The sequence below is a fragment of the Arthrobacter sp. NPDC080031 genome (assembly GCF_040702485.1).
Lineage (GTDB): Bacteria > Actinomycetota > Actinomycetes > Actinomycetales > Micrococcaceae > Arthrobacter.
Genome location: NZ_JBFBLA010000002.1, coordinates 255,538 through 278,512 on the forward strand (window position 1 = coordinate 255,538; position 22,975 = coordinate 278,512).

21 protein-coding genes and 1 pseudogene are annotated in these 22,975 nt (G+C 65.0%); 2 read left to right on the forward strand and 20 right to left on the reverse strand.

Annotated features, from left to right (window positions below; translation table 11 throughout):
* The 20 genes from carB to AB0323_RS03110 all read right to left on the reverse strand — a co-directional run bounded on the left by carB (position 1) and on the right by AB0323_RS03110 (position 21,869).
* Positions 1-3,321, reverse strand: a complete 3,321-nt coding sequence (carB, locus tag AB0323_RS03015; protein ID WP_366176052.1) for a carbamoyl-phosphate synthase large subunit — start codon at positions 3,319-3,321, stop codon at positions 1-3.
* A complete protein-coding gene (gene carA, locus AB0323_RS03020) occupies positions 3,321-4,610 on the reverse strand; it encodes a glutamine-hydrolyzing carbamoyl-phosphate synthase small subunit (protein WP_366176054.1) in 1,290 nt (429 codons plus the stop codon). Before carA ends, carB begins: the two co-directional genes overlap by 1 nt.
* Positions 4,591-5,112 (reverse strand): hypothetical protein, encoded by a 522-nt coding sequence (locus AB0323_RS03025; protein WP_366176055.1) that lies wholly within the window; start codon positions 5,110-5,112, stop codon positions 4,591-4,593. Before AB0323_RS03025 ends, carA begins: the two co-directional genes overlap by 20 nt.
* A complete protein-coding gene (locus AB0323_RS03030) occupies positions 5,112-6,470 on the reverse strand; it encodes a dihydroorotase (protein WP_366176056.1) in 1,359 nt (452 codons plus the stop codon). Before AB0323_RS03030 ends, AB0323_RS03025 begins: the two co-directional genes overlap by 1 nt.
* Positions 6,470-7,498 (reverse strand): aspartate carbamoyltransferase catalytic subunit, encoded by a 1,029-nt coding sequence (locus AB0323_RS03035; protein WP_366176057.1) that lies wholly within the window; start codon positions 7,496-7,498, stop codon positions 6,470-6,472. The genes AB0323_RS03030 and AB0323_RS03035 overlap by 1 nt, the downstream gene beginning before the upstream one ends.
* A complete protein-coding gene (pyrR, locus tag AB0323_RS03040) occupies positions 7,495-8,076 on the reverse strand; it encodes a bifunctional pyr operon transcriptional regulator/uracil phosphoribosyltransferase PyrR (RefSeq protein ID WP_284982265.1) in 582 nt (193 codons plus the stop codon). Before pyrR ends, AB0323_RS03035 begins: the two co-directional genes overlap by 4 nt.
* Positions 8,077-8,332: 256 nt before the next feature.
* Positions 8,333-8,743 (reverse strand): transcription antitermination factor NusB, encoded by a 411-nt coding sequence (gene nusB / locus AB0323_RS03045; RefSeq protein ID WP_364541003.1) that lies wholly within the window; start codon positions 8,741-8,743, stop codon positions 8,333-8,335.
* Complete coding sequence (efp, locus tag AB0323_RS03050; RefSeq protein ID WP_028267136.1) at positions 8,743-9,306, reverse strand: elongation factor P; 564 nt, start codon at positions 9,304-9,306, stop codon at positions 8,743-8,745. The genes nusB and efp overlap by 1 nt, the downstream gene beginning before the upstream one ends.
* Positions 9,307-9,474: 168 nt before the next feature.
* Positions 9,475-9,996, reverse strand: coding sequence for a tetratricopeptide repeat protein (locus tag AB0323_RS03055; RefSeq protein ID WP_366176058.1), 522 nt, complete (start codon positions 9,994-9,996; stop codon positions 9,475-9,477).
* Entirely contained in the window at positions 9,993-11,084 is a 1,092-nt protein-coding gene (gene aroB, locus AB0323_RS03060; RefSeq protein ID WP_366176059.1) for a 3-dehydroquinate synthase, read from the reverse strand. Before aroB ends, AB0323_RS03055 begins: the two co-directional genes overlap by 4 nt.
* Positions 11,081-11,647, reverse strand: a complete 567-nt coding sequence (locus tag AB0323_RS03065) for a shikimate kinase (protein ID WP_366176060.1) — start codon at positions 11,645-11,647, stop codon at positions 11,081-11,083. The genes aroB and AB0323_RS03065 overlap by 4 nt, the downstream gene beginning before the upstream one ends.
* Positions 11,647-12,846: a chorismate synthase gene (aroC, locus tag AB0323_RS03070; protein WP_364540996.1), complete on the reverse strand. Its 1,200-nt coding sequence runs from the start codon at positions 12,844-12,846 to the stop codon at positions 11,647-11,649. Before aroC ends, AB0323_RS03065 begins: the two co-directional genes overlap by 1 nt.
* Before the next feature lie 29 nt (positions 12,847-12,875).
* Positions 12,876-13,742 (reverse strand): shikimate dehydrogenase, encoded by an 867-nt coding sequence (locus AB0323_RS03075; RefSeq protein WP_366176061.1) that lies wholly within the window; start codon positions 13,740-13,742, stop codon positions 12,876-12,878.
* Entirely contained in the window at positions 13,739-15,409 is a 1,671-nt protein-coding gene (mltG, locus tag AB0323_RS03080; RefSeq protein ID WP_366176062.1) for an endolytic transglycosylase MltG, read from the reverse strand. Before mltG ends, AB0323_RS03075 begins: the two co-directional genes overlap by 4 nt.
* Positions 15,406-15,996, reverse strand: coding sequence for a Holliday junction resolvase RuvX (ruvX, locus tag AB0323_RS03085; protein WP_366176063.1), 591 nt, complete (start codon positions 15,994-15,996; stop codon positions 15,406-15,408). The genes mltG and ruvX overlap by 4 nt, the downstream gene beginning before the upstream one ends.
* Positions 15,997-15,998: 2 nt before the next feature.
* Positions 15,999-18,677, reverse strand: a complete 2,679-nt coding sequence (gene alaS / locus AB0323_RS03090; protein WP_364540986.1) for an alanine--tRNA ligase — start codon at positions 18,675-18,677, stop codon at positions 15,999-16,001.
* A gap of 135 nt (positions 18,678-18,812) precedes the next feature.
* Positions 18,813-19,025, reverse strand: a complete 213-nt coding sequence (locus AB0323_RS03095) for a hypothetical protein (protein ID WP_364541068.1) — start codon at positions 19,023-19,025, stop codon at positions 18,813-18,815.
* A gap of 57 nt (positions 19,026-19,082) precedes the next feature.
* Positions 19,083-19,457: a DUF948 domain-containing protein gene (locus AB0323_RS03100; RefSeq protein ID WP_284982255.1), complete on the reverse strand. Its 375-nt coding sequence runs from the start codon at positions 19,455-19,457 to the stop codon at positions 19,083-19,085.
* A gap of 148 nt (positions 19,458-19,605) precedes the next feature.
* The gene (rpsD, locus tag AB0323_RS03105; RefSeq protein WP_028267147.1) at positions 19,606-20,226 is read right to left on the reverse strand and encodes a 30S ribosomal protein S4; all 621 of its coding nucleotides are present in this window, start codon (positions 20,224-20,226) and stop codon (positions 19,606-19,608) included.
* 170 nt (positions 20,227-20,396) lie between these two features.
* Entirely contained in the window at positions 20,397-21,869 is a 1,473-nt protein-coding gene (locus AB0323_RS03110) for a replication-associated recombination protein A (protein ID WP_366176064.1), read from the reverse strand.
* A 41-nt stretch (positions 21,870-21,910) separates the two neighbouring features.
* On the opposite strand from AB0323_RS03110, the gene AB0323_RS03115 reads away from it, so the two are divergent.
* Positions 21,911-22,573 carry an acVLRF1 family peptidyl-tRNA hydrolase gene (locus AB0323_RS03115; protein WP_366176065.1) on the forward strand — a complete coding sequence of 221 codons (663 nt, stop codon included), beginning with the start codon at positions 21,911-21,913 and terminating at the stop codon, positions 22,571-22,573.
* A 49-nt stretch (positions 22,574-22,622) separates the two neighbouring features.
* Positions 22,623-22,975: pseudogene (locus tag AB0323_RS03120) on the forward strand (endonuclease); the annotation flags it as partial.

Consider the following 22,975-nt stretch of genomic DNA (forward strand, 5'->3'; position numbering starts at 1 on the left):
TCAGGCACTGACGGCCTCGGCTGCCGCGGCCTTGGAAGCTGACAGCGCCGCGGCGTGCTCCTGCAGGCTCGTCACTGACCATTCGTAGGTGCGCAGTGCCTCGATGGCCTGCACGGCGGCGTTGAACTCCGCAACCGTAGTGATGCAGGGGATGCCGATGGACGTAGCCGCCGCACGGAGTTCGTAGCCGTCGCTGCGGGCTTCGCCGCCGGAAGGCGTGTTGAAGACCATGTCGATCTCGCCGGCGATGATGAGGTCAGCGATGGTTCCTTCGCCTTCGGCGCTGCTGCCTTCAGCGACCTTGCGGACCGGGGTGGCCTGGATGCCGTTGCGGCGCAGTACATCCGCGGTACCGCCCGTCGAGACAATCTCGAAGCCAAGATCGGACAGGCGCTTGACGCCCATGATCACCGAGCGCTTGTCGCGGTTGGCGACAGAAACGAAGATCTTGCCCTCGGTGGGCAGCGCGTTGTTGGCCGCGGCCTGGCTCTTGGCGAAAGCGGTGTCGAAGTGCTTGTCGATGCCCATGACCTCACCGGTGGAGCGCATCTCCGGGCCGAGCAGCGAGTCCACAACCTTGCCTTCCGGGGTCCGGAAGCGGCTGAACGGCAGCACGGCTTCCTTCACGGCGACAGGCGCGTCGAGCGGCAGGGTTGAACCGTCGCCCGTTTCCGACAGCATCTTGTAGGCGCTGCGCAGCTGGTTGATGGTGACGCCCGTACCGATCAGGGCCGCAGCCTTGGCCATCTGCACGCCCGTCGCCTTGGAGACGAACGGAACCGTGCGGGAAGCGCGCGGGTTGGCCTCGAGCACGTAGAGCACGTCGGACGCCAGCGCGAACTGGATGTTGATGAGGCCACGGACGCCTACGCCTTCAGCGATGGCCCGGGTGGCCGTGCGGACGCGTTCGATCACGTTGCTGCCGAGAGTGATCGGGGGCAGGACGCATGCGGAGTCGCCGGAGTGGATGCCGGCCTCCTCGATGTGCTCCATGATGCCGCCGAGGTACATGTCCGTGCCGTCGAAGAGCGCGTCGACGTCGATTTCGACGGCGTCCTCGAGGAAGCGGTCGATCAGCACCGGGTGGTCCGGGGTGATTTCCGTGGCGTTGGCGATGTAGCGCGAGAGGTTGGCTTCGTCGTAGACGATCTCCATGCCGCGGCCGCCAAGCACGTAGGACGGACGGACGAGGACCGGGTAGCCGATTTCGTCGGCGATCTTCTTGGCGTCCTCGAACGACACGGCGGTGCCGTTCTTCGGGGAGATTAGGCCGGCCTGGTCAAGCACGCGGGAGAACATGCCGCGGTGCTCGGCAAGGTCGATCGCTTCCGGGGAGGTGCCCAGGATCGGCACGCCGGCGTCCGCCAGCTGCTGTGCGAGCTTGAGCGGGGTCTGGCCGCCGAGCTGCACGAACACGCCCATGACGCCGCCCGTGCGCTCCTCTGCCGCGATGACTTCGAGGACGTCTTCCAGTGTCAACGGTTCGAAGTACAGGCGCGTGGAGACGTCGTAGTCCGTGGATACGGTTTCCGGGTTGCAGTTGACCATGACGGTTTCGTAGCCGGCCTTGCGCAACGCCATGGAGGCGTGGACGCACGAGTAGTCGAACTCGATGCCCTGGCCGATCCGGTTGGGGCCCGAACCCAGGATGATGACGGACGGCTTGGAGTGCAGGCCGACCTCGTCCTCTTCGTCATATGCCGAGTAGTGGTACGGAGTGTACGCGGCGAATTCGGCGGCACAGGTGTCCACCGTCTTGTAGACCGGACGGATGCCCAGGGCCTGGCGGACGCCGCGGACAACGGCCTCCGGGTTGTGGGTCAAGGCGCCGATCTGCTCATCCGAGAAGCCGTGGCGCTTGGCGTTGCGAAGCATCTCTTCCGTCAGGGCACCGGCCTTGCGGATCTCGTGGGACGTCTCGTTGAGCAGCTGCAACTGGTCCAGGAACCACGGATCGATCTTGGTGGCGGCGTAGAGCTCCTCGACCGAAGCACCGCCGAGCATGGCGCGCTGGACCTGGTGGAGGCGGTCCGTCGTCGGACGCTTGGACTTCTCGATGAGCTCCGGAACCTCCCATTCGGGCACGTGGCTGAAGTCCAGCTGCGAACCCTTCTGTTCAAGGGAGCGAAGGGCCTTCTGCAGGGCCTCGGTGAAGTTGCGGCCCATGGCCATGGCTTCACCGACGGACTTCATGGTGGTGGTCAGCGTGTTGTCCGCGGCCGGGAACTTCTCGAACGCGAAGCGCGGAACCTTGACGACGACGTAGTCGAGCGTCGGCTCGAACGAAGCCGGCGTCTGCTGCGTGATGTCGTTGGGGATCTCGTCCAGGGTGTAGCCCAGGGAGAGCTTGGTGGCGATCTTGGCGATCGCGAAGCCGGTGGCCTTGGACGCCAGCGCCGAGGAACGCGAAACACGCGGGTTCATTTCGATAACGACGACGCGTCCCGTGTCCGGCTCGATGGCGAACTGGATGTTGCAGCCACCGGTGTCGACGCCGACTTCGCGGATGACGGCGATGGAGATATCGCGCAGCCGCTGGTATTCGCGGTCAGTCAGGGTCAGGGCCGGGGCAACGGTGATGGAGTCGCCGGTGTGGACGCCTACCGGATCGAAGTTCTCGATGGAACAGACAACAACGACGTTGTCGTTCTTGTCGCGCATCATCTCCAGCTCGTACTCTTTCCAGCCGAGGATGCTCTCTTCCAGCAGGACCTCGGAGGTGGGGCTGTACTGCAGGCCCTGGCCCACGATGCGGCGCAGGTCGTCCTCGTTGTACGCCAGGCCCGAGCCCAGGCCGCCCATGGTGAAGGACGGACGGACAACCATCGGGTAGCCGAGGTCTTCCGCTGCGGTGAGTGCTTCATCCATGGTGTGGATGATGTGGCTGCGGGCCGACTCGGCGCCGCAGCGTTCCACGACGCCCTTGAACTTTTCGCGGTCCTCGCCGAGTTCGATCGCGGCAATGTTGGCACCGATGAGTTCGACGTTGTACTTCTCGAGCACGCCGTTCTTGTCCAGGGCGATGGCCGTGTTAAGGGCAGTCTGTCCACCCAAGGTGGGCAGGACGGCGTCCGGACGCTCCTTGGCGATGATCTTTTCGACCACCTCGGGAGTGATGGGCTCGACGTAGGTGGCGTCGGCGAACTCGGGGTCCGTCATGATCGTGGCCGGGTTGGAGTTCACGAGGATGACGCGCAGGCCTTCCTCTTTGAGCACCCGCAGGGCTTGGGTTCCGGAGTAGTCGAATTCGGCCGCCTGGCCGATGACGATCGGGCCTGAACCGATAACGAGGACGCTCTTGAGATCTGTACGCTTTGGCATTACTTGGTGTCCTCGTTCTTCGCGGAGTTCGATGTCTGAGTGTCGGCGGCCTGTGCTGCGTTCTGGCCGTTCTTCGTGCTCTCCATCAGGTCGATGAAGCGGTCGAAGAGGTAGGCGGCGTCGTGCGGTCCGGCCGCGGCTTCGGGGTGGTACTGGACCGAGAAGGCCGGGATGTCGAGGCAGGCGAGTCCTTCGACGACGTCGTCGTTGAGGCTCACGTGGCTGACCTCGACGCGGCCGAAGCGCTCTTCCGGAGCCATGGTGGCACCGTCCATGGGAGCGTCGACGGCGAAGCCGTGGTTCTGCGAGGTGATCTCGACTTTGCCCGTGCGGCGGTCCATCACGGGCTGGTTGATTCCACGGTGGCCGTACTTGAGCTTGTAGGTACCGAAGCCGAGGGCCCGGCCGAGGATCTGGTTGCCGAAGCAGATCCCGAAGTACGGCATCTTCTCATCGAGCACGGAGCGGAGCAGCTTCACCTGCGCGTCCGCCGTGGCGGGGTCACCCGGGCCGTTGGACATGAAGAAGCCGTCAGGGTTGACGGCCTTGACGTCTTCCAGGGTTGCGGTGGCCGGCAGGACGTGGACGCGTACGCCGCGTTCGGCGAAGCGGACCGGGGTCATGGCCTTGATGCCAAGGTCGATCGCGGCGATGCTGAATTTCGGCTCGCCATCCCAGCCGTGGTCCGCCGGTTCGACGACGTATGCCTCGTCGATGCTCACTTCCTCGGCCAAGCGGGCGCCTTCCATGGGGGCGCTGGCCAGGACCGTGTCCAGGAGCTCCTTGTCGGTGGCCTGGGCTGCCTCGCCGGAGAAGATTCCTGCGCGCATGGTCTTGTGTTCGCGCAGGTGCCGGGTGACGGCACGGGTGTCCACGCCCTGGATGCCGACGATGCCCTGTTCAACGAGCTCTGCGTCGAGGCTGCGCTCCGAGCGCCAGTTCGAGGGGCGTCGGGCAGCGTCGCGGACCACGTAGCCGGCCACCCAGATGCGGCGGGACTCGGCGTCTTCCTTGTTCACACCGGTGTTCCCGATGTGCGGAGCCGTCTGGACCACCAGCTGGCGGGCGTAGGAGGGGTCCGTGATGGTTTCCTGGTAGCCGGTCATGCCGGTGGCGAAGACCGCTTCGCCCAGGGCCACGCCTGTGGCGCCGTAGCTGCGGCCACGGAACGTGCGGCCGTCTTCGAGGACCAGCACTGCCGCGGAGGACTCCGCTGGGTTGGTATTGCCTGTCACTGTGCCTGCTACTGCATTGCTATCCGTCACTTTGTTACTTTCCACTATCGGCATCTGCCTGGGGGGCTGCAGAGATCAATTCTTGAAGTGCTTCGAGGAGCGGTTGTTTGTCGGCGGCGCGCCTGGTCCTGAATCCGGTATCGAGTTCGTGTTCTCCGAGCATCCAGCTCAAGACCACGAGTCCATCCTTCTCTACGAACTTGCCTGCCATGCCGTTGGCGTTGCCGCAATCCGTCACGGCTTCCGCCGGAACGAACAATGGCGCAGTCCCCTTCCGGTCGAAGAGGACGCCTTCCGGATGGACGCTCATTTCCGCGTTCCCGCGGAAGCCAAGGCCGTGGACGGCGACCCGGTCAAGCCAGTCTCCCGCCGTCGTCGTGGCCACGTACTGGCCTTCAGCCACGATGCCCGCCGGGCTGAGCCTTTCAGGCACTTCCGGAAGCTGCCCGAGTCCGGCCTGGCGCTTGAGCCTGCCGCGCCAACCTATCGCAATGAGTCCGGCCGCAACCGCGGCGAGGAGCACAACGAGGAGCAGGGAAGCAAGTTTGTTGTCCATCAGTTGCTGCCGGCGCCGGCAGGATCCGCTGCGTAGCGGTACGGCGTGTTGAGCTTGCCGTCCAGTACGGTTGGGTGGCCCTTGAAGAAGGTGGCGACGACGGCGCCCGGCAGCTCTTTGCCCGCAAAGGGTGAGTTCCGGCCCATGGTCGCCATCTTATGCGGATCCACTGTCCACCGGGCAGCCGGGTCCACGAGGATCACGTTGGCAGGCTCGCCGGCGTCGAGCGGACGTCCCTGGTCCGCGACGCGGCCAATGGCCGCGGGAACCGTGGACGTGACGCGGGCGAAGTCGGCCCACGTCATGAGCCCGGTTTCGATCATGGTTTCCTGGACTACCGACAGGGCCGTTTCCAGGCCCGTCATGCCCATCGCGGCCTGGGCCCACTCGCATTCCTTGTGCTCGCTCGGATGCGGGGCGTGGTCCGTGCCCACGACGTCGATGGTGCCGTCGGCGAGTCCGGCACGGAGCGCCTGGACATCGGCGTCGGTGCGCAGCGGCGGGTTGACTTTGTAGACGGGGTCGTAGCTGCGGACCAGTTCGTCGGTGAGCAACAAGTGGTGGGGGGTGACCTCGGCGGTGACGTTGATCCCCCGTTCCTTGGCCCAACGGACGATCTCCACCGATCCGGCGGTGGATACATGGCAGACGTGGAGGCGGGAGCCGACGTGCTGGGCGAGGAGGACGTCCCTGGCGATGATGCTCTCTTCTGCGACCGCGGGCCAACCGGCCAGGCCGAGAACTGCGGAAACGGCGCCCTCGTTCATCTGGGCTCCCGCGGTGAGGCGGGGTTCCTGCGCGTGCTGGGCAACGACGCCGTCGAACGCCTTGACGTACTCGAGGGCGCGGCGCATCAGCACGGGATCGTGGACGCAGATACCGTCGTCGGAGAAGACCCGGACCTGCGCGCGCGAGTCGGCCATGGCACCGAGTTCGGCGAGCTGCTCGCCGGCGAGCCCGACCGTGACGGCACCCACCGGGCGCACGTCCACCCACCCGGAGGCGCGGCCCAGGCTGTGGACTTGCTCGACGACGCCGGCGGTGTCCGCCACCGGATTGCTGTTGGCCATGGCGTGGACCGCGGTGTAGCCGCCAAGGGCTGCGGCGCGGGTACCCGTTTCCACGGTTTCCGCGTCTTCGCGGCCGGGTTCACGCAAGTGGGTGTGGATGTCGACCATGCCGGGGAGTGCCACGAGGCCGGCGGCCTCGATAACGGTGGCACCTTCGGCGGAAAGGCCGGTGCCGCGCTCAGCGATGACCCCGTCGCGGATCAGCAGGTCCTCGGCGTCGCCGCCCAGGATGGCCGCGCCGCGGATCAAGTAGACACCGCTTGCTGTGCCTGTTGCGGTCTCGGTCATCAGTTGCTCTCCTTATCGGAACGGGCGGTGTTGGTACGGGCTGCGCCCGGTATGGGGGCGGCTTCACGGGAATCCCCTGAGAGCAGCAGGTACAGCGCGGCCATCCGGACCGCCACGCCGTTGCGGACCTGGGCCAGGACGGTGGATCGCGGCGAATCGGCGGCGGCGGAAGAAATTTCCAGCCCGCGGTTCATGGGGCCCGGGTGCATGATGATGGTGTCCTTGAGCCCGAGTTCGTCGAGGGCGCGGAGGCGGGCATCGTCGAAGCCCCAGCGGCGCGAATACTCGCGGGTGGAGGGGAAGAAGGAAGCGTTCATGCGCTCACCCTGGACGCGCAGCATCATCATGGCATCCACTCCGGCCTCGAGCGTCTCGTCGAGGTTGTAGCTGACCTTGCAAGGCCAGTGTTCGACGCCGATCGGCAGCAAAGTGGGCGGGGCCACGAGCGTTACTTCCGCGCCAAGGGTGCGCAGGAGCCACACGTTGGAACGCGCGACGCGGGAGTGCAGGACGTCGCCGGCGATGGCGACGCGCATGCCTGTGAGGTCGGCGCCCGTCGACGCCGAGCCGTGCAACCTGGACCAGTGCCGGCGCATCGTGAACGCGTCCAGGAGGGCCTGTGTGGGGTGTTCATGGGTGCCGTCCCCGGCGTTGATGACGGCAGCGTCGATCCAGTCGGTTGCGGCAAGCCGGTGAGGCGCCCCGGAAGCCCAGTGGCGGATGACTACCGCGTCGGCCCCCATGGCTGCGAGGGTCTGCGCGGTGTCCTTGAGGGACTCGCCTTTCGACACCGATGAACCCTTGGCGGCGAAATTGATCACGTCGGCGGAGAGCCGTTTCGCTGCGGCCTCGAAGGAAATGCGCGTGCGGGTGGAGTCTTCGAAGAAGAGGTTGACCACGGTGCGGCCGCGAAGGGCGGGCAGCTTCTTGACCTCCCGGTCCCCTACCGCCGCCATCTCTTCGGCCGTGTCCAGGATCCGGATGGCATTCGCGGCACTCAGGTTCTCGGTGGAGAGCAGGTGTTTCATGCGCCTGCCTCGATCACTACTTCATTGATCGGCTGGCCGTCCACCGAATCAAATTCTTCAAGGTGGACCCGGACTTTTTCCGAGGAAGACGTCGGCAGGTTCTTGCCGACGTGGTCCGCACGGATCGGCAGCTCGCGGTGCCCGCGGTCCACGAGGACGGCCAGGCGGACGATGCGCGGCCTGCCGAGATCGATGATCGCATCGAGGGCTGCGCGGATGGTGCGGCCCGAGTACAGGACGTCATCGATGAGGACAACAACCTTGTTGTCGATTCCGGACAGCGGCAACCTGGTGGGGTATGGAGGCCTGGCGGGCTGGTGGGATAGATCGTCACGGAACATGGTGACGTCCAGCTGGCCGACAATTGCGGAAGCGTTGACGGACGGATCCGCGGCGGCGATTTTGTCCGCCAGCCGCACGGCCAGCGGATAACCGCGGCGTGGGATGCCCAAAAGAACCAGATCCTGGGAACCCTTGTTGGCTTCGAGGATCTCGTGGGCGATACGAGTGAGCGCACGGTCGATGTCCGCGTGGTTGAGAACAACCCGGGACGGTACCGGCGCAGTGACTTCAGTCATCGCTCGTCTCCCCTTTCCCCGCCTCACGGGACGGAATTAAAAAAGGAACATTTGCCCTTCAAAATTACCACAGGGGCGGAGTCCGGCTGGCGCGCTCCGGGCCGGGGCGATGCGTTTTAGCTCACAGTTGCGCGGGCGATGTTCGGCTGCCCCAGGGTCTCTTGAGGTCAGCCCAACTGACTGGCAGCAGATGCCGTTATGAAGGCTCATAACGACCTTAAGTGCCAGTCAGTTGGGCTGATCCTTCCAATGCCGCCTAGGCGAGCAGGGAAGGCTTGAGCGTCTGCAACCGTCCGAGGAGGCCGTTGATGAACGCCGGAGATTCGTCGGTGGACATGACCTTGGCCAGCGCCACCGCTTCGCTGACGGCTACGCCGTCCGGGACGTCGTCGTTGTAGAGGAGTTCCCAGGCGCCGATCCGCAGGATGATGCGGTCGACAGCCGGCATCCGCTCCAAGGTCCAGCCCTGGGCGTAGGTCTGCAGGAACTCGTCGATGGTGGGCTGCATGGCAACCACGCCCTCCACGATGTCGATCGTGTACGGGTTGACCACGAGGTCGGTCATTTCCCGGCGGGCCTTCAAGACCTCGAAAGCGGAGGCGGAACGCTGCTCCGCCTCGAACAGTACCTCGAGGGCCCTGTTGCGGGCCTTACCACGGGCGCTCACTAGTCGTTGACCCGGCCCAGGTAGCTGCCGTCGCGGGTGTCTACCTTGACCTTGGTGTTGTTCTCAACGAACAGGGGCACCTGGATCTCGTAGCCGGTCTCAAGGGTGGCCGGCTTGGTTCCGGCCGAGGAGCGGTCGCCCTGCAGGCCCGGCTCGGTGTAGGTGATTTCAAGGACAACGCTCGGGGGCAGTTCGATGTAGAGCGGGGTGCCCTCGTGGATGGCAATGTTGACCATCTGGTTTTCCAGCATGAAGTTGGTGGCGTCGCCTACCGTGGCGCCGGAAACCGTGATCTGGTCGAAGTCCTGGGTGTCCATGAAGACGAAGTCTGCGCCGTCCTGGTACAGGTACTGGTAATCGCGGCGGTCAACCGTGGCAGTTTCGATCTTGAGGCCGGCGTTGAAGGTCTTGTCGACCACCTTGCCCGACATGACGTTGCGCATCTTGGTGCGCACGAACGCGCCGCCCTTGCCCGGCTTGACGTGCTGGAACTCGATGATGTTCCAGAGCTGGCCCTCGAGCTTCAGCACGGTTCCGTTCTTGATGTCATTTGTGGTTGCCACTAGTATCCTCTGGTTTCTTTCACTGGTGCTAGCTACCGCTTTAGCTACTGGTTTAGCTTCCAGCCGACTATGCCAAGCAGGCATGCCTTGAAGGCAGCCAGCGCGTATTTATCAAAAATCCAAAGTCCATTCTACCGGCAAAATGCGGGGCGCCTTTCCCCGCCCTTGTCAGGAGGCGAACTCGAGGACGTTCCGGACGCGTTGCAGGGCCACGGCCGAGGAGTAGATCAGGGAAGCGTCGGCCGCCAGGGCGACGCGCAGGTCCAGGGCCTTTGTAAACGACTCCGCCGCGGCGACGTGATTGCCGGCCACAAAATGGGCCCGCCCCAAATACTGGTGGACGACCGGTTCGTTGGCGGTCCCGTGGACTTCGCCGAGCAGTTGGCGGAACAGCTCCACCGCACGGTCAAAGCGGTTGGTGGCACGGTGCAGTTCGGCTTCGAAGATCCGCAATTTGAACGACTCGGGATCGTTGTAGCGCGCCTCGGCCAACAATTCCGCGGCTTCGCCCGGGTGGCCTTCGAGCATGAGCGCCATGATGCGGTCGGCGGGATCGCTGGACTCAGCGAGTGCGGACTGCATGGCTTCCTCGTTGACGATGGCCGGCAGGAGGGTATCCGGGTTTGTGCGCACCCCGGGGAATCCACCCGTGGGCCAATCGCTGATGCTGCTGAAGGTTTCGGTGGTCATGATGCGATCTCCTGGTAGGCAGCGAAGAGCAACGAGGTGTCCGGCACGTCGAGGATTCCGGGCTTTGCCACGCCGTCGAGCACCACGAACCGCAAGAGGTCGCCGCGGGACTTCTTGTCACGGCGCATGCCGTCGAGCAGGCCCTGCCAGCGGTCCCGGCGGTAGGTGACCGGCAATCCGAGTCCCTCAAGAATGCTGCGGTGCCTGTCGGCGTCGACGTCGGAAAGCCGGCCGACGCTGCGGGCGAGTTCGGCGGCGAACATCATGCCGACGGAAACCGCTGCGCCATGCCGCCACGAGTAGCGTTCCACGAGTTCGATCGCGTGGCCGAGCGTGTGCCCGTAGTTGAGGATTTCACGCAGGCCGGATTCCTTGAGGTCTTCGGAAACCACCTTCGCTTTGACGGCAATGGCGCGTTCGATGAGCTCGCGGAGCACTGCCGACCCTGGATCGGTGACTTCCTCCGGCTTGTTTTCGACGAGTTCCAGGATGGCGGGATCTGCAATGAAGCCGCATTTGATGACCTCCGCCATTCCGGAGATCAGCTCGTTCCTGGGCAGCGTCTGGAGGGTGTCCAGGTCCGCGAGGACAGCCGCGGGCGGGTGGAAGGAACCCACCAGGTTCTTGCCTTCCGCCGTGTTGATGCCGGTCTTTCCGCCTACGGAAGCGTCCACCATGCCGAGGAGGCTCGTAGGCATGTGGATGACCTTGACGCCGCGCAGCCACGTGGCGGCGACGAATCCGGCGAGGTCGGTGACTGCACCGCCACCGACCGCCACGATGGCGTCGGAGCGGGTGAAGTCGTTCTGGCCAAGCACTTGCCAGCAGAAGGCGGCAACCTGGATGTGCTTGCCTTCTTCAGCGTCGGGAATCTCGGCGGTGAGGGCGGTGAAACCGGCAGCCTCGAGCTCGGCACGGACAGTATCGCCCGTGAGGCGGAGGGCACGCGGGTGGACCACGAGGACCCGCCGGACGCGCTCCCCCAGCTTCGCGGGCAGGGTCTCCAGGAGGCCGCGCCCGACGACGACGTCGTAGTTCTCGTTGGCGGACTGGCCGCTGACCTTGATGACAGTTGATTCGTTGCTCACTTTTGCACTTCCTCTTTCAAGGCCGCGTATTCACGCAGTCTTTCCTCCACGTGGAGGGCGATTTCCGCCACGGTCCCGGACCGGACGTCGACGGTGATGTCTGCAAGGCGTTCATAGACAGGACGCCGGGCGGCGAAAAGGGCCTCCCAGCGGGCCATGGCGTCACCGGCCAGCAGTGGCCGGCCCGTGTTGCGGGCGATGCGCTCAGCGACTGTCTCGGCATCGCACTCGAGGTAGATCACGGTGCAGTCACCCAGCAGTTGCTGCGTGCCGGAATCGAGCACTGCGCCACCACCCAGCGATACCACCGCACCGTTGACATCCGCAGCCTCAACGGAGCGTGCCACCGTCCTGGCCTCGATCTCCCGGAAAGCATGTTCTCCGCGACCGGCGAAAATATCCGCAATAGTGCCGTGGTGCTCAACGATGACGGCATCAGTGTCCACGAACGGCACGCCCAATTGCTGGGCAAGCTGCTGGCCGATGACTGATTTTCCAACGGCCATCGGCCCCACTAAGACGATCGCGCGCCCTTGACCCACGCCCGAGGTACCGCGGACCACTAGTGGCCGACCGAGTCCAGGGTTGCCGGGATGCTGTCCAGGTAGCCCCGAAGGTTCCGTGCCGTCTCGGCGACGGAATCACCGCCGAACTTCTCAGCAACGGCCTCGGCCAACACCAGGGCGACCATGGCCTCGGCGACGACACCCGCCGCCGGAACGGCACAGACGTCGGAGCGCTGGTGGTGCGCCTTGGCGGCCTCACCGGTGCTGACGTCGATGGTCTTCAGTGCACGCGGGACGGTGGCGATGGGCTTCATGGCGGCGCGGACGCGCAGGACTTCGCCGATGCTCATGCCACCTTCGATGCCACCTGCACGGTTGGTCTTGCGGACGATCCGGCCGGTCTCGTCCTTGACGATCTCATCGTGCGCGGCTGAGCCGCGGCGCGCCGCGGTCAAGAAGCCGTCGCCGACCTCGACGCCCTTGATCGCCTGGATCCCCATCAGGGCGGCGGCCAGGCGGGAGTCGAGGCGACGGTCCCAGTGCACGTAGCTTCCGAGTCCCGGGGGAAGACCGTAGGCCAGAACTTCGACGACACCGCCGAGGGTCTCGCCTTCCTTGTGTGCTGCGTCGACCTCGGCCACCATGGCGTCCGAGGTTTCCCGATCGAAGCATCGCAAAGGATCGGCGTCGAGGGCCAGGACGTCGGACGGCACGGGCAGCGGACGGCCCTCGGGCACGGTCACGCTCGCGATGGAAACGGTGTGGCTGACGAGCTCGATGCCAAGCTGCTTGAGGAATTGCGAAGCAACGGTACCCAAGGCGACACGCGTGGCGGTTTCCCGGGCGCTGGCGCGTTCCAGGACAGGGCGGGCCTCAGGGAACCCGTACTTCTGCATGCCCGTGAAGTCTGCATGGCCGGGCCGCGGGCGGGTCAACGGCGCATTCCGGGCCTGGTCTGCAAGAAGCTCGGGGTCAACCGGGTCGGCAGACATGATCTGCTCCCATTTGGGCCACTCGGTGTTGCCGATCTGGATCGCGACGGGGCCGCCCTGCGTCACGCCGTGCCGGACGCCGCCAAGGATGCTCACTTCGTCCTGCTCGAACTTCATCCGGGCGCCGCGGCCATAGCCAAGACGGCGACGCGCGAGGGCGTCACGAATTTCCTCGCTAGTGAGTTCCACACCGGCGGGGACGCCTTCAACAATTCCGAGCAGTGCCGGGCCATGGGATTCACCGGCAGTCAACCAACGCAACATATATCCAATCCTGCCATGTAAGGCCCTTACTAGACCCGCCGGGGAAGCCCGACTGAGTCACACATCACATCTATGACATCGCTGGTGACGTCGGCTCCGGAAAACAAACGGATTTGCTCCACGGCTTGGTAAAGCAACATCTCCAGTCCCGGAACCACCACTGCGCCCCGCGAATGCCACGCTTCGGCAATGCGGCTGGGCCAAGGATCGTAGGCGACATCGAGCAGGACACCCCAGACGCCGGGAAGCTTGTCGCCGTCGGGAAGCTGTTCGAGCTGCGCCGCGATACCGTCCGCTGCCCGCGGCGGAAGCGTGGAGATCACCAGATCGGCTCCCACCATGCCTTGGGCGGCTTCGGCCAGCGGCCGAAGGTGGATGGAAAGCCCGACGGCGGCCGCCGCGGCTTTCGCCTCGGCGGCGCGTCCGGCGTCACGCACGAAGATGTCAACGTGTTTGGAGCCGAGCTCCCGGAGCGCCGCAATGGCCGCCGCGGATGTCCCGCCGCCACCAAGGATCGCCGAGTTCGGCCGCTCCGTGACTCCTGCATTCCTCACGGCTTCAACGATGCCGGCCACGTCCGTGTTGTGGCCGACCCGCCGCACGCCGTGCCCGGTGTCTTCGAAAGCAACCGTGTTGATGACACCCAAGTACGCCCCGGCCCCCCGGACCTCGTCGACTTCGCCCACCATGGCGGTCTTGAGCGGCATGGTGACGGACAAACCGCACCAGTCGTCGCCGGCCTCAAGGCCCGCCATGAAGGCCGGGAGCCGCTCGACCGTTACGTCGATCGCCGAGTATTCGATGTCGAGCCCGAGCTTCGCGTAGGCCGCGCGGTGGAGTGCTGGTGATTTCGAGTGGCTGATGGGGTGCCCCAGGACGGCAGCACGTCTGCTCACACGCACCGTCCCGCGTTGGCCGCACACCACGCGTTGTACTGGTCAACGTACTTGAGGTGTTCCGCCAGCGTGCTGGAGAACTTGGTTTCCTTGGTGTCGAGGTTGATGGTTACCCAGTAGAGGTAATTGTTGGGCGTCGGCTTCGCGGCAGCATCTATCGCCGTCTTGCCGGGTGAACCAATGGGCCCCACCGGAAGCCCTACGTTCGCGTAGGTGTTGTAGGGGTTGCTCTTGTCAGCCTTCTGGGCGTCGGTCAGGTGGAAGGTCTTGGTACCCAGACCGTAGGTAACCGTGGCATCGGACTGGATGAGCCCGTTCGTCTCGGTGTTGCCCGGCTTGAGCCTGTTGTAGATCGCGCCGGCCACGTTGCCGTAGTCGGCCTGGCCGCCTTCAGCCTGCACGATACTGGCCACCGTGATGGCCTGGTACTGCTTGGCAGGATCCGTGACGCCCTGGGCCTTGAGCTCGTCAGTGGTCGCCGTGACGAGCTTCTGGAGGATGTCCTTGGCGGGCGTTCCAAGCGGGAAACGGTACTCCCCTGGTGCCAGGAAGCCTTCGAGGTTCTTTGCCGGGGCAGGGACGCCAAACTGGGCCGGCGAGTCGCTGAGCGCCTTCAATTCGGACAAAGGTATGCCCGAACCCTTGGAGATCGCGTCAAGGGATTCACCGATCCGCAACCCTGCGCTCAGCGCGAAATACATGACCTTGGAAGAATCCTTGCCGAGGAGCACATTCACCGCATCGGCGTTCTTCATTTCCGTTTTGAAGGTGAAGTCACCGGGTGAGAGTTCACCCCCGGCGGCAACGAAGGCCGCCACGAAAGAATCCGCGTCGGCAATGACGTGCTGGCTCTGAAGGTTGCTCGCGACCAGTTTCGGGCCGGAGCCCGGGGCCACAGTGATAGTGACCGAGCCAGTGCCCGGGCCGGGGTAGTCGCTGACCTTGTCCATCCCGAGCAACGGCTTCAGGAACTGCGCCCCAACGGCAACCGCCGTGACGAACACCGTGAGGGTGAGCAGCAGCGCGAGAAGACGACGGCGCCTGCGGACCTTCTTCGAAGGGGCCTTTGGCACAGGAGTCGCAGCTGCCATGAGGTCATGGGCGTCGTGCTCATCATGGACTTCGTAGTCGAACTGGGGATCGTGGTGCCCATAACCTTCGTCATGGGCCTGCAGCTCGTGGAACTCGTCACCGTGTGCGACGTCGTAGCTGTGAACGGAGTCATCGTGCTCGACGGCGTCAGGGTGCGCGACGTCGTAGTGCACGGTGTCTGCTTGCTGCGCGGTATCCAGGGGCTGCACGGTGTCTGCGTGCTCCACGGTATCCACGGGCTGCACAGCATCCAGGGGCTGCACGGTGTCCTCATGCGGAGCGTCGTGCTGCTGCCCGTCCTCGTCGGGCTGAACCGTTTCGGCGTGCACGCCGTCGTCGTGGAAGTCGGCAGCGTGGGTGCCTGCGTCCGGGGCGGCCGATGCGTAGTCCGGGACATATGCAGGCTGTGGCTTCGGGACTGTGACAGGTTCGAAGTGGACAGGCACAGGTGGTGGCAGTACCTCCTGGTTCTGCGTCTCCAGGAAGCGTTCCCTGGCACGGATTTCACGACGAGTCAGGGGCCGGGTACGGCCTTCTGCTGCGTCGTTGGAGGGGTCGTTGTTGACCGGGCTCACAATTGTCTTCCCCTCGTTGGAGAGTGTGGATCAATGCCGGAGGCCGGCAGCGGCGCACTGGCACCGTCAATGTGTTGGGGTGGCATCGGCGCCTGCACGCGCCTGCCCACATCCGCACCTCTGGCTTTTTGCATGTCGATCGCGTGCTGCAGAATTCCGGCAGCGGCAACCTGATCCACCACTTTACGATGATCCTTGCTGCTCATGCCAGCTTCATGGAGATTGCGGTGAGCCGTCACGGTGCTGAGCCGCTCGTCCACCAGGTTGACCGGAACGTCGAGCCCGCGGCGCTGCAGGTGGGCTGCCAGCAACTGCGCATAGTCCGTAGCCATGACGGCGGAGGCGTGTTCCTCACCCTTCAACGTGCGCGGCAGCCCGACGAAGATCTGGACTACGCCGAGCTCCGCGACGTGCCGGACAATGACCCCGATGTCGGAATTCTTCTTGGCGTCCCGGCTTACCGTCTTGAACGGCGTGGCCAGGATCCCGTCCGGGTCGCAGATGGCAACTCCCACACGGACGGTGCCGACGTCCACCCCCAGTTTGGTGCCCCGGGGGTAGTCGTCGTTGCTCGCAATGGCCTCCAAAATCAGCGCTTGGCGATCGCGTCCACAACGGCCGCAAGGGCCGGTGCGATCTTCGCGGCGTCGGTTCCGCCGCCTTGGGCGACATCGTCCTTGCCGCCACCGCCGCCGCCGAGGATTCCCGCGGCCACGCGGACGAGGGCGCCTGCCTTGACACCCGCTTCACGCGCCGCTTCGTTGGTGGCCACGATGATGACGGGACGGTCGTTGCTGACGCCGGCCACGGCGACCGTGGAAGCGTCGGAGCCGAGCCGGCTGCGCAGGTCCATGGCGAGGCTGCGGAGGTCGTCCGCTCCCCCGACCTGGCCGGCGTCGTGCGCCACTACCCGGACGCCTGCGGCATCGCGGGCCGTGGCAACGAGGTTCGCAGCGGCTGCCGTCAGCTGTTCCTTGCGGAGGCGGTCGAGTTCCTTTTCCGTCGCCTTGAGCTTGGCCAAGGTGCTGGAGATGCGGTCTGCCAGCTGGCCCGAGGGGACTTTGAGCATTTCCGTGAGCTCGGTGACCAAGGCGCGCTCGGCTGCGAGGTGGCGGAAGGCCTCAAGGCCGACGAAGGCTTCCACACGGCGGTTTCCCGAACCGACGGACTGTTCGCCGAGCAGTGACAGGCTTCCGATGAGGGAGGTGTTCTCCACATGGGTGCCACCGCAGAGTTCGCGGGACCACGCGCCGTCGATCTCCACAACGCGGACTTCGCTGCCGTAGTTCTCGCCGAAAAGCGCCATGGCGCCGAGGGCCTTCGCTTCGGCAAGGCCCATCACCTTGGTTTCCACCCGGAAGTTGTTGCGGATGGCGATGTTCGAGACCTCCTCGATCTCGGACTTCGTGGCGGCACTCAATCCCTCGCCCCAGGCGAAGTCGAAGCGCAGGTAGCCGGGCTTGTTGAAGGAGCCACGCTGGGTGGCTTCCGGGCCGAGGATCTGGTGCAGGGCGGCGTGCACGATGTGCGTGCCCGTGTGGGCCTGCTCTGCGGCGTGGCGGCGTTCGCGGTCGACGGCGGCGCGCACCAAGGCGTCCGAGGCGATCTCGCCTTCGCGGACGATTGCCTTGTGGACGCTCAGTCCCTTCACGGGGCGCTGGACGTCGAGGACCTCGACGACGAAGCCGTCACCGGTGATGAGGCCCTTGTCTGCGGACTGGCCACCGGCTTCGGCGTAGAACGGCGTCTCGTTGAGCACGAGCTCGATTTCATCGCCCGTGGATGCGTGGGCAACGCGCCGGCCGGAGCTGACGATGCCGCGGACACGGGCCTCCCCTTCCAGCTCCGTGTAGCCGGTGAAGACGGTCTCGCCTTCGGCCAGGAGCTCCTGGAAGGCTGAGACATCGGCGTGTCCACCCTTCTTGGATTTGGCATCCGCCTGGGCACGCTGACGCTGTTCGAGCATGAGGCTGCGGAATTCAGCTTCGTCAACCTTCAAACCGGCTTCCTCGGCCATTTCGAGGGTGAGATCGATCGGGAACCCGTAGGTGTCGTGCAGGGCGAAGGCATCTTCGCCCGACAGCGGCTTGCCTGCCGCCTTGGAGAGCACCACGGCTTCTTCGAGGCGGGCAGTGCCGGAGGCAATGGTGCGCAGGAAGGCTCGTTCTTCGGCATAGGCGATGCGGCTGATGCGGTCGAAGTCGGTTTCCACCACGGGGTAAACGCCCTTCATGGCGTCGCGGGAAGCCGGAAGCAACTGCGGGAGGCAAGCTTCTTCGACCCCAAGGAGGCGCATGGCGCGGACGGCACGGCGGATAAGCCGACGCAGGACGTAGCCGCGTCCTTCGTTGGACGGGGACACTCCGTCGGAAATAAGCATGAGGGCCGAACGGATGTGGTCGGCAACGACGCGCATCCGGACATCGTCCGTGTGGTGCGGGTCCTCAGCTGACTCGGCGGAGGTGTACTCCTTGCCGGACAGGGCTGCAGCCTTGTCGATGACGGGACGGACCTGGTCCGTTTCGTACATGTTTTCGACGCCCTGCAGGATCATCGCGAGGCGCTCCATGCCGAGGCCGGTGTCGATGTTCTTTTTGGGCAGTTCGCCAGCGATGTCGAAGTCCACCTTCGAGCGGACGTTCTCGATCTGGTACTGCATGAACACGAGGTTCCAGATTTCGACATAACGGTTTTCGTCGGCGATGGGACCGCCTTCGGCGCCATAGGCCGGGCCGCGGTCGTAGTAGATCTCCGAGCAGGGGCCGGCGGGACCCGGCTGCCCGGTGGACCAGTAGTTGTCCGCCTTGCCCATCCTCTGGATGCGCGAGGCGGGGATGCCGGTGTTCTTGAGCCACAGATCCTGGGCTTCGTCGTCTTCCTCGTAGACGGTCACCCAGAGGCGCTCAACGTCGAGCCCGTAGCCGCCGTCGTCGACGCTCTTGGTGAGCAGTTCGAACGCGAACTTGATGGCGTCTTCCTTGAAGTAGTCCCCAAAGGAGAAGTTTCCGCACATCTGGAAAAACGTCCCGTGGCGGGCGGTCTTGCCCACTTCCTCGATGTCGCCGGTGCGGATGCACTTCTGAACGCTCGTGGCGCGGGCGAAGGGCGGCTCCTCGCGGGCGGTGAGGTAAGGAATGAAGGGAACCATGCCGGCCACAGTGAAGAGCAGGGAAGGGTCGCTGGATACGAGCGACGCTGAAGGGACGGCGGTATGGCCCTTGCTGACAAAAAAGTCCACCCAGCGTTTGGTGATCTCCTGCGACTTCATTAGCTGATTACTTACCCTTCTCAATTCACTGCACATGAGTTTGTGCGCGGTTTTGGCATGTGCCATTGCCGCAGCTTCTAATTCTGCCCTGTTGACGGCCGCTTGGGCGAACCGCGGCGAGTTGTACCGCGGCTGCTAACGGCTGCCGGCGTCGGGCTCTGCGATGCCGAGCGCGGACCTGAGGTCGACTTCGCGTTCGTTCATCCCGGCGCGCACGGCGTCGGCGAAGTCGTACACGCCGTCGGCCAGTCGCGCTACGGCGCGGTTCAGGCCTTCGGGACCGATAGCGGCCTGTGCTTGGGTGATCTTGCGGAAGGCAATGACTCCGATTGCCACGCCGATCCCCATCCAGACGATTCTTTTCACAGTTTTCCTGACATACGACGATCGTGCTTACGAACGGATTCAGCGGCTGCGGCGGCCACTGCCCGGTTTGCGGCGGGCGGCAAAAGCCGTGCGTACTCCATAGCTGAACGCTGCCACCTTGATGAGCGGCGAACCGACTGTTGCGGCCACCAATGAGGACAAAGCAGAGATGTTGGCGGAGGCGTCGGAAACGTTGGAGGTGATGCCATCCACCTTTTTCAGCTGCTGGTTTGTGGTGGAAACCGTCGCAGTGACCTCGTCCATGAGCGGCGTCGCTCCGTCGCTCAAGGAGCGGATGGAGGTGCGGACTTCATCGAAGACGCGCCCGAGTTTGAGGATCGGCACAGCCAACAGCACCACAAGGAGCGCGAAAACTCCGGCCGCGATCAGGCCTGCAATATCGCCACCAGTCATGGACTCTCATCTCCTAGCATTTGTTGCGTTGCCGCCGGTGCGCCATGTGGTTCTACACAGGCACCCCGGCGTGGCTTCCCCAAGTACCTTACATACAAAGAAGCCCGCGGCGCGTGCCACGGGCTTCTTTGTATGTGCTTGCTGGAAATCAGCGAGCGTAGAATTCGACCACGAGCTGCTCTTCGCAGGTCACGGGGACCTCGGAGCGCTTCGGGCGACGAACCAGGCGTGCCTGCAGGGCGTCGATCTTGACGTCCAGGTAAGCCGGAACGACGTTCAGAACGTGTGCGCCGGCAGCTGCAACCTGGAACGGAGCCATGACTTCGCTGCGGCTGTGAACGTGGATGAGCTGGCCTTCGGCAACGCGGAACGACGGGCGGTCCACGCGGATACCGTCAACGAGGATGTGGCGGTGCACAACCAGCTGGCGGGCCTGGGCGATCGTGCGGGCAAAGCCGGCACGCAGCACGAGGGCGTCGAGACGCATTTCGAGCAGTTCGATCAGGTTTTCACCCGTCAGGCCCTTGGTGCGCCGTGCTTCTTCGAAGGCACGGGTCATCTGGGCTTCGCGGATGCCGTACTGGGCGCGCAGACGCTGCTTTTCGCGCAGACGTACAGCGTAGTCAGAGTCCTGCTTCTTGCGGGCACGGCCATGCTCACCGGGGCCGTACGGACGGCGCTCCATGTACTTGGCGGCCTTGGGAGTCAGAGCGATGCCGAGTGCACGCGAAAGGCGTGCGGTACGGCGAGCACGAGTGTTGTTAGCCACTTGTGTCCTTCCAATATCTGCGGTGTGTCAGTGTTACTGGCCTCCATGAGGGAGAGCATCGGCCAACCGCTGCCTTTTGCTACGGGGCGCAGGGCACAGCATCAAAGCTTTTGATTTTGATGGATTGCGCGCCAGGCCTTGCCAGACAAACATCTAGCCTACCATGACGACTACTTGCCCCGGATGATCCTGCGCAGCCGCTCGAGCCTGGGAGCAATTTCCCGTTCAGCACCGTTTGCCGTGGGTTCGTAGTAGTCCCTTCCGACCAGATCATCCGGGGCATACTGCTGGGTGGCCACGCCGTGCGGGGCATCGTGGGCGTACTTGTAGCCTTGGCCGTGGCCAAGGCCCTTTGCTCCTTGGTAGTGCGCGTCCCTCAAGTGCGCCGGAATCCCGACCCCCATGCCCGCACGCACATCGGCGATGGCCTTGTTGATGCCCATGTAGGCGGCATTGGATTTGGGCGCCGTCGCCAGATGCACCACGGCTTCGGCGAGGATGATCCGGCCCTCGGGCATGCCGATCAACTGCACTGCCTGGGCCGCGGCGACGGCGGTCTGCAGCGCCGTCGGATCTGCCATGCCGATGTCCTCCGCAGCGGAAATGACGATCCGGCGGGCAACGAAGCGCGGGTCTTCGCCCGCTTCGAGCATGCGGGCCAGATAATGGAGGGCCGCGTCGACGTCGGAACCCCGGATCGATTTGATGAACGCACTGGCGACGTCGTAGTGCTGGTCGCCCGCGCGGTCGTATCGGACAGCGGCCGCGTCCAGGGCCCGTTCCGTATGGCGGAGCTCGACGACGACCGGAGCGTCGGGGGGCCCGTCACCGGCGAGCCCGGGCTCTTCGGAGGGGTCGCCGCCGTCGTTGTTCCGGTCTCCGTAGGCGACGCCGGCAGCGGCCTCGAGCGCCGTGAGCGCGCGGCGGGCATCTCCCCCGGACAAGCGGACCAAATGCTCAAGGGCTTCCGGGGTCAGCTCCACTCCCCCTGCCAAACCGCGGGCATCGGCAACCGCACGTTGGAGAAGCCCTTCGATGTCGCTGTCGGTAAGCGGCTTCAGGGTGAGCAGCAGCGATCGGGAAAGCAGCGGGGAGACCACCGAAAACGAAGGGTTTTCCGTGGTAGCTGCCACCAGGACCACCCAGCCCTTCTCGACCCCGGGAAGCAGGGCGTCCTGTTGGGCTTTGTTGAAGCGGTGGATCTCATCCAGGAACAGCACTGTTGTGGTCCGGTACAGATCCCGCGCGGTCAAGGCGTTTTCCATGACCAAACGGACATCCTTGACGCCCGCAGTGATGGCGGACAATTCAACGAACTTACGGCCCGGTCCGCGGGCGATGACGTGCGCTAGCGTCGTCTTGCCCGTGCCAGGGGGTCCCCACAAGATGACCGAGCTCGGGCCGGCAGGACCGGCGGCCTGGGCCCCTGCGGCAAGCTGCCGCAAAGGAGACCCCTGGCCCAGCAAATGCTGCTGGCCCACAACCTCGTCGAGCGTCCGGGGCCTCATTCGGACAGCCAAAGGGCTCCGCGGCGACGCCGGACGTACTGTGCCCGCACGTTCAGCACTGGAACGGTCCGAATCCGCCGCCTGGCTGCCGGCGTCGTCGTCGTTGTCCGAGTCGGCACCAAAGAGATCTTCCACATGGATAGGCTACTCATGATTCCAGCTAAGGAGACATCGACGTGGAGACCCGGCCGTCCGGCCCCAACGAAAAGCAACGTACCGCCTTCATATCCGGTGCGCGGCTCTCCGGCTGGGTGGAGCGCTTCGCTGCGAGCCACGGCGCCGTTCAGGAAGAGCCCGACGACGGCGGCACGCTCCTGCGGGCGGCTGACGGCGCCAGGGCGCTCCTGAGGGCGCCGTGGCCTGTCGATGGAAGGCCCGGCAAGGGCTCCAGCACGGTTGAGCGTTTGGCGTCGCTCGCTTCGCAGGAACGGCGGCTCGGCATCATCCTGGTGCGCCGGGGCGGCTACGCGGTGGGGGTCGTGAGCGGCGGCAAAGTGTCGGCGTCCAAATCGGGTTCCCGCTACGTCCAGTCACGCTCGGCGGCAGGAGGATCTTCGCAGCAGCGCTTTGCCCGTCGTCGCGAGAACCAGGCCAACGCGCTGACGGAAGCTGTGGCGGGATATGCCGCCGCTGTTTTCTCGGGGCACAGTATTGAATATCTCGTTCTGGGCGGGGACGCCGCGCTAGCCGCGGCGGTCCTGGAAGAAAAGGCGTTGAAGGAATACGCGTCGCAGACAAGGCTCGCGTTCCTCGCAGTCGGCGACCCCAACGCAACCGTGCTTCGCAAGGCTGCGGCAGATGCCTGTGCCGTGCGGATCGAGGTCAGGGATCCGCCGTAGCGCGCGGCGCCAGTATTAAATTGTCGGTGCCTCCTGCGATGCTGTGGGCATGGATGGAAGGACAGCCCGGGGCGTGGACAACGGTGCGGAGAGCAGGGCGGCCGTGGCGGCCGTTGCCGGCTCCGTTGCCGTCCTGGCCGGTTTCGCCGGCGGCGCTGGTTCCTCCGATCTGCCCGGCCTCGATTCCCCGCGAGGCGCTGATTTCCCGCCGGACACCGATCCGCTGCGGGATCTGGCCGATGGCTGCCTGGACGGACTCGCCGAAGTGGCCCGGCTGGAAGCCCGGACCGCCGCGCTGAAAGCGAAACTCGCCACGGACTACCTCCAGGCGGCCAGGGCCCTGGCGTCCCCGGACGCCCCACCCCAGGAAGCCACCGCCCGGGAGCTTGCCCTCATCGCCGA

Bases quoted from the DNA above. Each gene is read 5' to 3' on its own strand.
- AB0323_RS03030 (WP_366176056.1), bottom strand. From the start codon at position 6,470: ATGACCGAGACCGCAACAGGCACAGCAAGCGGTGTCTACTTGATCCGC.
- alaS (WP_364540986.1), bottom strand. From the start codon at position 18,677: ATGAAGTCGCAGGAGATCACCAAACGCTGGGTGGACTTTTTTGTCAGC.
- AB0323_RS03055 (WP_366176058.1), bottom strand. From the start codon at position 9,996: ATGACCACCGAAACCTTCAGCAGCATCAGCGATTGGCCCACGGGTGGA.
- pyrR (WP_284982265.1), bottom strand. From the start codon at position 8,076: ATGACTGAAGTCACTGCGCCGGTACCGTCCCGGGTTGTTCTCAACCAC.
- carA (WP_366176054.1), bottom strand. From the start codon at position 4,610: ATGCCGATAGTGGAAAGTAACAAAGTGACGGATAGCAATGCAGTAGCA.
- aroC (WP_364540996.1), bottom strand. From the start codon at position 12,846: ATGTTGCGTTGGTTGACTGCCGGTGAATCCCATGGCCCGGCACTGCTC.
- AB0323_RS03025 (WP_366176055.1), bottom strand. From the start codon at position 5,112: ATGGACAACAAACTTGCTTCCCTGCTCCTCGTTGTGCTCCTCGCCGCG.
- carB (WP_366176052.1), bottom strand. From the start codon at position 3,321: ATGCCAAAGCGTACAGATCTCAAGAGCGTCCTCGTTATCGGTTCAGGC.
- AB0323_RS03035 (WP_366176057.1), bottom strand. From the start codon at position 7,498: ATGAAACACCTGCTCTCCACCGAGAACCTGAGTGCCGCGAATGCCATC.
- AB0323_RS03100 (WP_284982255.1), bottom strand. From the start codon at position 19,457: ATGACTGGTGGCGATATTGCAGGCCTGATCGCGGCCGGAGTTTTCGCG.
- AB0323_RS03095 (WP_364541068.1), bottom strand. From the start codon at position 19,025: ATGGGGATCGGCGTGGCAATCGGAGTCATTGCCTTCCGCAAGATCACC.